11 protein-coding genes and 1 riboswitch are annotated in these 12,092 nt (G+C 75.6%); of the genes, 3 read left to right on the forward strand and 8 right to left on the reverse strand.

The genetic code is table 11. From position 1 onward, the window contains the following. Nucleotides 1–19 precede the first annotated feature (19 nt). A complete protein-coding gene (locus GXB85_RS01250; RefSeq protein ID WP_161915801.1) occupies nucleotides 20–328 on the reverse strand; it encodes a hypothetical protein in 309 nt (102 codons plus the stop codon). A 23-nt stretch (nucleotides 329–351) separates the two neighbouring features. Between GXB85_RS01250 and GXB85_RS01255 the strand changes: the two genes are divergently transcribed. Next, nucleotides 352–1,665: an NAD(P)/FAD-dependent oxidoreductase gene (locus tag GXB85_RS01255; protein ID WP_161915802.1), complete on the forward strand. Its 1,314-nt coding sequence runs from the start codon at nucleotides 352–354 to the stop codon at nucleotides 1,663–1,665. Nucleotides 1,666–1,723: 58 nt separating this feature from the next. Here the strand turns inward: GXB85_RS01255 and purH are convergent, their stop codons facing one another. Continuing rightward, on the reverse strand, nucleotides 1,724–3,367 hold the full coding sequence (gene purH, locus GXB85_RS01260) for a bifunctional phosphoribosylaminoimidazolecarboxamide formyltransferase/IMP cyclohydrolase (protein WP_161915803.1): 1,644 nt from the start codon (nucleotides 3,365–3,367) through the stop codon (nucleotides 1,724–1,726). 34 nt (nucleotides 3,368–3,401) lie between these two features. Beyond that, nucleotides 3,402–3,487: riboswitch (ZMP/ZTP riboswitch) on the reverse strand. A 4-nt stretch (nucleotides 3,488–3,491) separates the two neighbouring features. Further along, on the reverse strand, nucleotides 3,492–4,097 hold the full coding sequence (gene purN / locus GXB85_RS01265) for a phosphoribosylglycinamide formyltransferase (RefSeq protein ID WP_161915804.1): 606 nt from the start codon (nucleotides 4,095–4,097) through the stop codon (nucleotides 3,492–3,494). A 255-nt stretch (nucleotides 4,098–4,352) separates the two neighbouring features. Here purN and GXB85_RS01270 point away from each other — a divergent pair, with 255 nt between their 5' ends. Continuing rightward, entirely contained in the window at nucleotides 4,353–4,991 is a 639-nt protein-coding gene (locus tag GXB85_RS01270; RefSeq protein WP_161915805.1) for a hypothetical protein, read from the forward strand. Between the two features lie 24 nt (nucleotides 4,992–5,015). Here GXB85_RS01270 and GXB85_RS01275 read toward each other — a convergent pair whose 3' ends face one another. From GXB85_RS01275 to GXB85_RS01290, 4 genes are all read right to left on the reverse strand, one after another. Next, nucleotides 5,016–6,446 (reverse strand): DUF6350 family protein, encoded by a 1,431-nt coding sequence (locus GXB85_RS01275; RefSeq protein ID WP_161915806.1) that lies wholly within the window; start codon nucleotides 6,444–6,446, stop codon nucleotides 5,016–5,018. Nucleotides 6,447–6,522: 76 nt separating this feature from the next. Next, on the reverse strand, nucleotides 6,523–7,413 hold the full coding sequence (gene sucD / locus GXB85_RS01280; protein ID WP_161915807.1) for a succinate--CoA ligase subunit alpha: 891 nt from the start codon (nucleotides 7,411–7,413) through the stop codon (nucleotides 6,523–6,525). A gap of 33 nt (nucleotides 7,414–7,446) precedes the next feature. Continuing rightward, entirely contained in the window at nucleotides 7,447–8,619 is a 1,173-nt protein-coding gene (sucC, locus tag GXB85_RS01285) for an ADP-forming succinate--CoA ligase subunit beta (RefSeq protein ID WP_161915808.1), read from the reverse strand. Nucleotides 8,620–8,774: 155 nt separating this feature from the next. Next, complete coding sequence (locus GXB85_RS01290; RefSeq protein WP_237727853.1) at nucleotides 8,775–9,368, reverse strand: TetR family transcriptional regulator; 594 nt, start codon at nucleotides 9,366–9,368, stop codon at nucleotides 8,775–8,777. Between the two features lie 77 nt (nucleotides 9,369–9,445). Between GXB85_RS01290 and GXB85_RS01295 the strand changes: the two genes are divergently transcribed. After that, entirely contained in the window at nucleotides 9,446–10,354 is a 909-nt protein-coding gene (locus GXB85_RS01295) for an oxidoreductase (RefSeq protein ID WP_161915810.1), read from the forward strand. A gap of 34 nt (nucleotides 10,355–10,388) precedes the next feature. Here the strand turns inward: GXB85_RS01295 and GXB85_RS01300 are convergent, their stop codons facing one another. After that, on the reverse strand, nucleotides 10,389–12,002 hold the full coding sequence (locus GXB85_RS01300) for an OmpA family protein (RefSeq protein WP_161915811.1): 1,614 nt from the start codon (nucleotides 12,000–12,002) through the stop codon (nucleotides 10,389–10,391). Between the last annotated feature and the right edge of the window lie 90 nt (nucleotides 12,003–12,092).

The following is a 12,092-nucleotide window of genomic DNA, read 5'->3' on the forward strand; positions in this document are numbered from 1 at the left end:
GGCGCCGCGGGGCGAGCGGTCAACGCACGCCCGGCGCGAGGGCGAGCGCCCCGACGCCGATGGCGAGGCCCAGCAGGATCAGCACGTCGACCCAGGTCGCCCGCACCGCGATGCCCTCGGGCCGGCGGCCGCGCCCGATCAGCCGCGCCACCGCAGCACCCACCAGGACGGCCACGAGCACGCCCGCGGCGGCGCCGGCGTCGACGGTGACCGCGACGACCACGGCCGTGACGAGGCCGAGCACCACGACCCACAGGGCCGGGGCCGTGTGGCGCTCGGGCTCCGGGGCGCCGACCGGCGGCGCTGGGGTCGGCGGGGCGGACGTCACGCCCGGAGACTACCGTGAGGGCCATGCCCGACGACTCGCCGGTGGACCCGGCCGGTTCCCGCGCGTCCGACGTCGCCCCGCCGTCCGCACCCGGCTCGGTGGTCGTCGTCGGCGGGGGCCTCGCGGCCGGGCGCACGGTCGCCGCGCTGCGCACGCACGGCTTCGAGGGCACGATCACGGTGGTCGCGGCGGAGCACCACGCCCCGTACGACCGGCCGCCGCTGTCCAAGGAGCTGCTGAGCCGTCCCGAACCGGCCTGGCTGCTCGACGAGCTGGGCGGCGACCTGGCCGAGGCGCACGGAGCAGACGTGCACCTCGGCCGGCCCGCGACGGGCCTCACCCTCACGGACGACGCCGTGACCATCCGCACCGCCGCCGGGGACGTCACCGCCGACGCCGCGGTGCTCGCGACCGGGGCGCACGCCGTGCTGCCCGCGTCCCTGCGCGGCGCGCTCACCCTGCACACCGCCGACGACGCCGCCGTGCTGCGCGAGCGTCTGCGCCCTGGCGCCCGGCTCGTCGTCGTCGGCGCGGGGTGGATCGGCGCCGAGGTCGCAGGGGTCGCGTCTGCGGCCGACGTCGAGGTGACGGTCGTCGAGGCCGGCGCGGCACCGTTGAGCGGAGCCGTGGGCGCCCAGGTGGGCCACCTGCTGCGGCCCTGGTACGCGGCGGCGGGGGTCGCGCTCCGCACCGGGACCGGGGTGCGCGCCGTCCGCCCCGGCCCTACGGGTGCGGTGGTCGAGCTCGACGACGGCGGGACGCTCGGGGCCGACGTCGTGCTCGCGGCCGTCGGCGCGCGCCCCACGACGTCCTGGATCGGGGACACGCTGCCGCGCACCGCGTCGGACGCGCTCGCCGTCGACGGCTGGTACCGCGTGCTGGGCCCCGACGGGGCGCAGCCACGCGTGCTCGCGGTGGGCGACGTCGCGACGCGGCGCTCGGTCCGCCACGGCTGGGTGCCGGGGGGCCACTGGGACGCCGCGCTCCGCGGTCCCGACACCGCGGCCCAGGGACTCGTGACCGGTTTCGCCGGTGAGCCCGCGGACCCTGCCCCGTACGTGTTCTCGACCCAGCTCGGCCACGAGCTCGGCATGTACGGGCAGCCCGGTCCGACCGACGAGGTCGTGCTGCGTGGCGACCCGCGAGGCGCTTTCACGGCCCTGTGGTGCGCGCCCGGGACCGACCGCCTGACCGCGGTGCTGGCCGTCGACCGGCCCGCCGACGTCGCGGCCGCCCGGCGCCTGCTCGCGGCGCGCGAGCTGCCGGTGGTCGACCGTGCGGCGGCCGCCGATCCCCGGGTGCGGCTGCGCGACGCCGTCGGGCCCGCCAGCAGCTGAGCACGCACCCGACGCGGAAGGCTGCGCCACGAGCGCCTCCGCGTCGGGCCGCGCCCCGTCAGTGGGCGAAGTGACGCGTCCCCGTGAGGTACATGGTGACCCCGGCCGCACGTGCCGCCGCCACGACCTCGTCGTCGCGCACCGATCCACCCGGCTGCACGACGGCGCGCACGCCCGCGTCGAGCAGCACCTGGAGCCCGTCGGCGAACGGGAAGAACGCGTCGGACGCCGCGACCGCGCCACGCGCGCGCCCGCCCTGCGCGTCGGCGCGCTCCACGGCGAGACGGCACGAGTCGACGCGGTTGACCTGGCCCATGCCGACGCCCACCGACGCGCCGTCGTGCGCGAGCAGGATCGCGTTGCTCTTGACCGCGCGCACCGCCCGCCACGCGAACGCGAGGTCGGCGAGGGTGCGCTCGTCGGCGGGCTCGCCCGAGACCAGGCGCCATGCCTCGGGTGCGTCACCGCCGCCGTCGACCACCGCGTCGACGCGGTCGACCGCCTGCATCAGCAGGCCGCCGGAGATGGGGCGCGTCTCGACGACGGCGCCCGGGGCCCCGTCGACCACGAGCAGCCGGACGTTCTTCTTCGCGGTGAGGACCTCGAGCGCGTCGTCGTCGAAGCCCGGGGCCACGACCACCTCGGTGAAGACCGGGGCGATCTGCTCGGCCGCCGCGCGCGTGAGCACGCGGTTGGCGGCGATGACGCCACCGAACGCGGACACCGGGTCGCACGCGTGCGCCCGTGCGTGGGCCTCGGCCACGTCCGCGCCCACCGCGATGCCGCACGGGTTCGCGTGCTTGATGATCGCGACCGCGGGCTCGGCGTGGTCGTGCGCCGCACGCCACGCGGCGTCGGCGTCGACGTAGTTGTTGTAGCTCATCGCCTTGCCGTGCAGCTGTCGCGCCTGGGCGAGGCCCGGCTCGCCGTGGCCGGCCGTGTAGAGCGCGGCCCGCTGGTGGGGGTTCTCCCCGTAGCGCAGCACCTCGGCCCGCTCCCAGGTGGCGCCCACCCACGCCGGGAACCCGGTCGCCGTCGTCGTCCCGTCCGGGCCCTCGGCCGCGTCGGTGGACGTGAGGACGTTGCCCATCCACGACGCGACGGCCACGTCGTAGGTCGCGGTGTGCACGAACGCCTGGGCCGCGAGCGCCTTGCGCGCCGCGTAGGTGAAGCCGCCCGCCTGCACGGCCGCGACGACGTCGTCGTACCGGGCAGGGTCGACGACGACCGCGACGCTCGGGTGGTTCTTCGCGGCGGCGCGCACCATGGAGGGCCCGCCGATGTCGATCTGCTCGACGCACGCGTCGGGGCCGGCACCCGAGGCGACCGTGGCCGTGAACGGGTACAGGTTGACCACGACGAGCTCGAAGGGGGCGATCCCGAGCTCGTCGAGCTGCGCCAGGTGCTCGTCCTTGCGCGAGTCCGCGAGGATCCCGGCGTGCACCCGCGGGTGCAGCGTCTTGACCCGGCCCTCGAGGCACTCGGGGAAGCCCGTGAGCTCCTCGACCGCGGTCACCGGCACTCCCGCGGAGGCGATGGTCGCGGCGGTCGAACCGGTCGACACGAGCTCGACGCCCGCGGCGTGCAGGGCGGTCGCGAGCTCGACGAGCCCGGTCTTGTCGTAGACGCTCAGCAGCGCGCGACGCACGGGACGGCGCTCGTCGTCGGCGAGGGTGCGGGTGGGCGGGGTGGGCGCGGCCATCGGTGCTCCATGGGTCGGCGTGCGTGTGTGCTGACCCAGGCACCCAGGCGGGCGGTGCACTGCAGGGACCCTCAGCCGCTCCCCGGTGGTTGTCCACCCTCGCCAGTCACGACCGCAGGCGAGTCTACGCCGCCGGACCGCCCACGACGACGGTGCGGCCCTCGACCCGCATGCCCTCGCGTGCGATGCGGCCGACCCACTCGACGAGCTGGGCGCGCTCGGCCACCTTGATGCGCTCGAGCAGCACCTCCGGGGTGTCCCCCGGCTCCACCGGCACCGCGACCTGCGCGACGATCGGGCCCGTGTCGGTGCCCTCGTCGATGAGGTGCAACGTGCTTCCCGTGAGCTTGACGCCGTGCTCGAGCGCGCCACGCACGGCCGCCCCGCCCAGGCCCGGGAACGACGGGAGCAGCGCCGGGTGCGTGTTGAGCGTGCGGCCGCCGAACCTGCGCAGGAACGGCTCCCCGAGCAGACGCATGAAGCCCGCGAGGACCACGAGCTGCGGGTCGAACACCTCCACCGCGCGACCCACCGCCTCGTCCCACGCGGTGCGGTCGGGGAAGTCGGCAGGGTCCACGACCGCCGTCGGGACCCCCGCGGCCCGCGCGCGCTCGAGCCCGCCCGCGTCGCCGCGGCTGCTCACCACGCCGACGACGCGCGCCCCGTACGCGGGGTCGTCGTGCGCGGCCAGCAGCGCGCCGAGGTTGGTCCCGCCCCCCGACACGAGCACGACGACGCGCGTCGCACCGCTGGGGCGGTCACGGCTGGGGAACGGCGGGGGTGCATCGGCCCCGCACGCAACCTAGCCAATCCCGCCACCGCCGTGCCTCGCCGCCCCCCCCCCCCGGCGACATCGTGAGCCCGCCGCCCAGCTCGTGGGACCTGGCTGACGAGCCCGGCACCGGGCTGCCGGGCTCGCGGAGGGGATGGGACACTGTGGTGCCGGCGGGCCCGCCGGGACCGCAGCCGCCACAGCAGGAGCCACGTGAGCAACCCCTACGCCCCGCCCCCGCCCGGGCGCACCGGGACGCAGGAGCGTCCCGGCTCCGGGCGCGACGGTGGCCGGACGTCGTCGGCCCCGCACGGAGCCGGCACGGGTGCCCCGCACGGCGAACCGGCACCCGACGGCGCGGAGCGCCCGGACGGCCGGCGCCACCCGGCACCGGTCGAGGGCGGGCCCGGACCACGCGGCCCCGGGCCCCAGCCCCGGCCGCCCGTGGACCCCGAGGCCGCGCGCGCGGCCAGCCGACGCGTGCTGCACTTCGGGCTGCTCATGCTCGCGACCCTGCTGACCAGCACCCTGCCCCTGCCGTGGCAGGTCGCGACGCTGGTGTTCGCGGTGCTGGCCTTCGTGGTGGGGGTGCGCGCCCTCGTCCAGGTGTGGCGCAGCGGCCTGCGCGGAGCCCTCGTGAGCGTCCTCGCCGTGGGGCTGGCGTTCGCCGCCCTGCTCGCGGCGTCCACTGCCGGCCTGATCGCGCTGTGGCCCGTGCAGATGGAGCGTCAGGAGTGCCTCCAGGACGCCCTGACGATCTCGGCGACCGAGAAGTGCGAGAGCGACTACCGCGACGCGCTCGACGCTCTGCTCGAGCGTGCCCGCGGCGGCCTGGCCCCGGCCGGCGGCTGACCGCCACCCGGTGCGACGGGCCCGCTAAGCGTCCGCGGGTTCCCGGGACGCCGTGCTCGGCGGGGCCGTCAGGTCGACGTCGGCCCGGCCGCGCAGCCTCGCCCATGCGCCCTGCGCCGTGCGTGCGACGGCCACCCGGACCGCGGCGCTGCGCGGGAGCGCGGCGAGCAGCATGCCGAGCCAGCTCAGCGCCACGACGTGCAGCCCGACGGCGAGCGGGGAGGCGCCCACCACCGCGAGGCGCCCCGGACCCGCGGCACCCGAGGCCGCGAGCGTGGCGACGGCGCTCAGCACTCCCGCGGCGAGGCCGCCCCACACACAGGTCAGGAGTACGTGGCGGCCGCGACCCGCGCGCGTGCGCGCCTCGAGCCACATCCCGGCCAGGGCGCCCGCGAGCACCACGGTCACGGGCACCCAGCGCAGCAGGTCGGGGTGGTCGAGGTCGGTGGGCAGCGCGCTCAGCATCGGGAGCGCGGGCAGCGGACCGCTCGCCACCTCGGTCGGCGAGAAGGTCGTACCGGCGCCGACGGCGAACCCCGGACCCGTGAGCCAGGCCAGCACCCACAGCACGAGGTTGGGTGCGAGCGCGAGCTGCGCGACGGCCATGAGGAACCCGCCGAAGAGGTCGACGCCCAGGCCCTCGATCACGTCGCCGGCCGCGGCGCGGTGCGCGACCACCCACCCGGCCGTCACGACCGACGCGAGGGCCACGAGCAGCGCGAGGACGAGGGTGCCCGCGACCGCACCCGTACGCACGTGCGGGTCGATCCGCTCCCACCACGGTCGCGTCATGTCGCGGATGCGGCGGAGGCGGACCGTGCCGAGCCCGAGGCCGACCCCGCCGACGAGCGCACCCCCCACCACGAGCCTCAGGAGCGTGAGGGCGCCGCCCGCCGACGCCTCGACCTGACCCAGGAGGACCGCCGAGACGACCACGAGCAGCACGTGGCCCACCGTCCCCGCCGCCCACGCCGAGGGGGTCGGGTGCGCGGAGCGCCGCGCGGAGGCGTACGCCGCGAACAGCGCGAGGGCCGTGACGCCGAGCGGCACGATCGTCAGGGTGGCGCCACCGACCGTGACCGGTGCGCCGTGCCCCATGAGCCAGAACGAGGCGCCCACCGCGACCGCGCGCACCCAGCCGACCTCGGCGTTCGAGGGGTCCGCGGACGTCGCGACGTAGGCGGCGAGGGCCGGGACCGCGACCGCGAGCAGCGACAGCAACGCCCCTTGCAGACCGGCGAGCAGCCCGGAGAACCAGTGCGGGGCCCCGTCGCCCGTGAGCGAGCGCAGCGCGCTGCTGCCGGCGTCGCGCAGCCGCGCGACGGGCCGCGCCGACGACGACGGCGCCCGGACACCCGGCGAGCGCGAGCCTGCGGGGATGCGCGGTGCGGGCACCTCCGGCGTGCGCCGGGGCGCGGTGGGGCGCGCACGCGGACGGACGGGAGGACGGCTCACCCGTTCATCGTCCCTGGTCGCGGCGCCCACGCCGGGAGTCCGGCGCGGGCGTGTCGCCCGCGCCGGACACGGGTGCTCAGGCCGACAGGATCCGGCGCATGAGCTCGGCGGTCTCGCTCGGCGTCTTGCCGACCTTGACGCCGGCGGCCTCGAGGGCCTCCTTCTTCGCCTGCGCCGTGCCGGAGAAGCCCGAGACGATCGCGCCGGCGTGGCCCATCGTCTTGCCCTCGGGCGCGGTGAAGCCGGCGACGTAGCCGACCACGGGCTTGGTGACGTTGTCCTTGATGAACGCCGCCGCCCGCTCCTCGGCGTCGCCGCCGATCTCGCCGATCATGACGATGGCCTCGGTCTCCGGGTCGGCCTCGAACGCGGCGAGCGCGTCGATGTGGGTGGTCCCGATGATCGGGTCCCCGCCGATGCCGATCGCGGTCGAGAACCCGAAGTCCCGCAGCTCGTACATCATCTGGTAGGTCAGCGTCCCGGACTTCGAGACGAGGCCCACCTTGCCGGGCCCGGTGATGTCGGCCGGGATGATGCCCACGTTGGACTTCCCGGGGCTGATGATCCCGGGGCAGTTCGGGCCGATCAGGCGGACGCCCTTGGCCTGCGCCGCGGTGAAGAACTCGGCGGTGTCGGCCACCGGCACGCCCTCGGTGATGATGACCGTGACGGGCATGCCCGCGTCCACGGCCTCGAGCACCGCGGCCTTGGTGAAGGCCGGCGGCACGAAGATCACCGAGACGTCGGCGCCCGTCGCCGCCATCGCCTCGGCCACCGTGCCGAACACCGGGATGTCGACGGTGCCCTCGCCCGCGGGGAAGGTCACCGAGGTGCCGGCCTTGCGCGGGTTCACACCTCCGACCACCTGGGTGCCCGAGGCGAGCATGCGCGTGGTGTGCTTCTGGCCCTCGGAGCCGGTCATGCCCTGGACGATGACCTTGGACGACTCGGTCAGGAAGATTGCCATCGGTGTTCTCTCGTCTCTCGTGTCGTCGTCGGGTCAGGAGGCCGCGTGGGCGAGGGCCGCGGCCTTGTCCGCGCCGCCGTCCATCGTCTCGGCGAGGGTCACGAGCGGGTGGTTCGCCTCGGCGAGGATCCGCCGGCCCTCGACGACGTTGTTGCCGTCGAGGCGCACCACGAGCGGCTTGGTCGCGTGGTCGCCCAGGATCTCGAGGGCGTGGACGATCCCGTCGGCGACGGCGTCGCACGCCGTGATGCCGCCGAAGACGTTCACGAAGACCGCCTTGACCTGCGGGTCGGACAGGATGATGTCCAGGCCGGCGGCCATGACCTGGGCCGAGGCGCCGCCGCCGATGTCGAGGAAGTTCGCGGGCTTGACCCCGCCGTGCGCCTCGCCGGCGTAGGCGACGACGTCGAGCGTGCTCATCACCAGCCCGGCGCCGTTGCCGATGATGCCGACCTCACCGTCGAGCTTGACGTAGTTGAGGTCGGACTCCTTGGCGCGGGCCTCGAGCGGGTCGGCTGCGTCGGCGTCCTCGAGCTCGGCGTGCTCGGGGTGGCGGAAGTCCGCGTTCGCGTCGAGCGTGACCTTGCCGTCGAGGGCGATCACGTCGCCGTCCTCGGTGCGGACGAGCGGGTTGACCTCGACGAGGGTGGCGTCCTCCTCCGCGTAGACGGTCCAGAGCTTCTGGATGACGTCCGCGACCTTGGGTGCGACGTCGTCGGCGAAGCCTGCCGCGGCCACGATCTCCTGCGCCTTCGCGGCGTCGATCCCGACCTGCGGGTCCACGGCGACCTTGGCCAGCGCCTCGGGTCGCTCGACCGCGAGCTGCTCGATCTCGACGCCGCCCTCGACACTGGCCATCGCGAGGTAGCGACGCTCGGCCCGGTCGAGCAGCACCGAGAAGTAGTACTCCTCGGCGATCTTCGCGCCCTGGGCCACCATGAGGGTCTTCACGACGTGGCCCTTGATGTCGAGGCCGAGGATCTCCTCGGCGCGCTGCGCCGCCTCGTCGGGCGAGTGCGCGAGCTTCACGCCCCCGGCCTTGCCGCGGCCGCCGGTCTTGACCTGGGCCTTCACGACCACGGTGCCGCCGCCGAGCTGCTCGGCCGCTGCGCGGGCCTCCTCGGGTGTGCGGGCCACGACGCCGCCCAGGACGGGCACCCCGTGCTTCTCGAAGACATCCCGTGCCTGGTACTCGAACAGGTCCACCCTGAGCTCGCTCTCGTCGTCGCCTCGTCGCTGCCGTCGCACCGGCCCCGACGCCGTCGTCGGGCTGCGCTGCTCGCTCGATGGTAGCCGCGCCGTGAAGGTATCTTCACATCGAGAGACCTAGGACCGGAGCGCGCACGCCGGATCGACCTCGGTCACCTCGAGGACGACCGCCCCCACGGGTGGCTCAGGTCCGCGAACGCCCGCGCGATCTCGTCGCGCGGCTGCGACGCACCGTCGGCCGCGGCCCACCGCCGCAGGGCCAGGTCGAAGGCCGCGACACCGGCGACGGACGCCACACGGGCGGCGTCCTCGGCCGAGCCGCGGGTGGCGAGCGCTCGGCCCCACGCCTCGCGCCACTCGTCCTGCCGCGCGAGGTAGCGCGCGCGCAGGTCCGGTGTGCCGAGCACCAGAGCCGCGAGCCTGCGCGACTTGACCGGGTGCTCCTCGGCCGCGCGGGACACCACGACGGCGCACGACTCCTCGAGAGCGGCGCGTGACGCCTCACCCGCCGGGCGCGCCTCGATCTCCCCGGCGACCTCGAGGCCCAGGTCGCGGAGGAACTCGACGACGACGTCCTCCTTGGAGGCGAAGTACCGGAAGAACGTGCGACGCGAGACGCCCGCGGCGGTCGCGATCTCGTCCACGGTGACGGCCTCGTAGCCGCGCGCCGCGAGCAGGTGCAGGGCCGCCTCCGCGAGCTCGTCGCGGACCACCTCGCGCTTGCGCGCCGCGAGCCTGCCGTGCATGGGGGCCACGCTACCCGCACACGAAGGCATCAGAAGACACGCTTGACACTGCGTGCCATTCGCGACACCGTGTGCGCATGGCATGGAGCAACGCAGACATCCCCGACCAGACCGGACGCAGGGCCGTCGTGACCGGGGCGACCTCGGGTCTCGGGTACGAGACCGCCCGCGTGCTGGCGGCACACGGCGCCGACGTCGTGGTGACCTCACGCGGCGCGGCTCGGGCCGAGGCCGCCGCGGCCGAGCTCACCCGGATCACCGGCGCGAAGGTCGACGGGCTGAGCCTCGACCTCGGCGACCTGGACAGCGTGGGCCACGCCGCCGACGCGGTCCTCGCGGGCGGCCCGCTGGACCTCCTGATCAACAACGCCGGCATCATGGCCACGCCGCGACGGCTCAGCCCGCAGGGCTTCGAGTCCCAGCTCGCGGTGAACCACCTCGGGCACGTGGCCCTCACGGCCCGACTGCTGGCACACCTCCGTCCGGGCGGACGCGTCGTGACCGTCTCCTCGGGGCTGCACCGCGTCGCCCGCACCGACTTCGACGACCCGGCGAGCGAACGTCGCTACTCACCGTTCCGCGCCTACGGCCGCTCGAAGCTCGCGAACCTCCTCTTCGCGTTCGAGCTCGACCGCCGACTCCGGGCAGCCGGGGCCACGGTCGCCTCGCTCGCGGCGCACCCCGGCCACGCCGAGTCGGGCCTGCGCGACCACATGGGCCCGGTCTCACGCGCCGTGGGCCACGTGATGGGCGCCCTGATCGGGCACTCGACCGCCGACGGCGCCCTGCCGCAGCTCCGCGCGGCCACCGACCCCGCGGCCACCGGAGGTGAGTTCTACGGACCCGGTGGTCGCGCGGGCATGCGGGGCGCCCCCGTGATCGTGGGGTCGTCGACCGCGGCCCGCGACGCGACGCTGGCCGCACAGGTCTGGGACCGCACGCTCGAGCTCGCCGGGGTCCAGCTCGAGCTCACGCCTCGACACTGACCCCAGAGCACCGAGGCGGGGCGACGCACACAGGTCAGCCGTCGACGACAGGGACGTCGGTGAGACGGAACGGGACCCCGACGTCGACGCCGCCCATGGCCTCGAGGTGCCGTCGCGCGACCTCGACCGTGATCGTGTCCGTGCCCGGGTTCGGCCACATCACCGTCACGACGCGCGTGGCGCCCGGCTCGATCCCGTTGATGACCCGGTCGGCCATCGGCTCACGGAGCTCCTTCTCTGCGTCACGCACGTAGTCGAGCGGGTACAGCCGCGTCGAGCCCACCGGCACGGTCACGTTCGTCGCGGCGAACTGGAGCGATGCGTCGAACGCCCCGCGGGTGTCCCACGCCCCGGAGGCGAACGAGCCGACCGCCAGGTCCTCGGGGCCCGTGTTCGTCACCTCGAGCTCGCCGACGACATACGGCCCGAGACGCCGGACCTCGTCGAGCCGGACGTCGAAGCTCCTGTCGCCGTCCTCGACCGAGACGCCCGTCGGACCGGGCGCGCTCGGACCCTCGGGGGCCGCGAGCGGCGCGTCGTCCGAGGCGGCCGGGACAGGTCCGGACTGCCTCTCGTCAGGCCGGAGCACCAGCTCGACGCGACGGTTCGCGGCCCGCGCCTGCGGGGTGGTCCCCGCGGCGACGGGCTCGCTCTCGCCCACCCCGGTGACGGTCACGTCGAAGCCGCTCAGGTCCACCAGTGCGGCCAGGCGGTCGGCCACGTTCCGGGCGCGCCGCTGCGACAGGTCCAGGTTGTAGGCCTCGTCCGCGACGTCGTCGGTGTGGCCGACGACGGTCAGGACGCCGGCCTCGTGGGCGGAGACCTGCGCCCCGACCGCGGCGAGCGCCGTCTCCGCGTCCGGTCCGAGCTGGTCGGAGTCGGTCGCGAAGAGCACGTCGGACGCGATCGCGACGGTGAGCGCCTCGTCGGACCGGCGCGCGGTGACCTGCCCTCCCACGAGCTCGGTGAAGCTCTCCAGCGGGATCGTCGGGGCGTGCGCGACCGGGTCCTCGACGATCTCCGCGGGCGGGACGGTGAGGCGGCCGGCATCGGCCGCGGCGACCACGGGCACGTCGGCGACCAGACCACCCTGCGGCAGGAGGACGTCGACGGCATCGCCCGACGGGACGGCGAACGTCGCGTGCACGATCGCGACCCCGTCGCCCGCGGCCTCTCGATCCGCCTCCGTGGCCGGACCGCCAGGAGTGCCGTTGCGCGTGCTGACGGTGATGCCGTCGGCAGTGCGCGCGACGGGGAGCACGGCCTCGGCGGCACGGTCGACGAGACGCACGCCGTTGGGGCCCGGGCTGGAGGGGCTCTCGTAGACCTCCCACAGCGAGAAGAGCAGGAGCGTGGGGTCGTCGGTGGTGGCCGCGACCCGGAGCACCGCGACGTCGTCGTGGACCGCGAGCGGCCCGACCTCGAGGTCGACGTCCTGGCCGTCCAGGACGGTGCTGACCTCGACCGGCTCGGCCCGGGACGGCGCCTCGTCCGGGGTACGCGGGGAGGCTGACGGGCTCGGGGCGGACGGCTCGGCCGCCGGCGAGCACCCGGCGGCGACCGACGCGACCAGCACGACCAGGGCCGGCGTCCAGCGCCGCGCCGTCCGCGCCCCTCCGCGCGCTGCCCCACCCGCCGTCGTCACCATGCGTGGGTCCTCCTGGGGTCGTCGACCACCGGGTGGGGCCGTGAGCTCGTCGTCCGGGCCCGGGCGGGCCGCTGCGACCCTACCCGGGAG

This window comes from Cellulomonas sp. APG4 (assembly GCF_009996735.1).
Taxonomy (GTDB): Bacteria; Actinomycetota; Actinomycetes; order Actinomycetales; family Cellulomonadaceae; genus Actinotalea.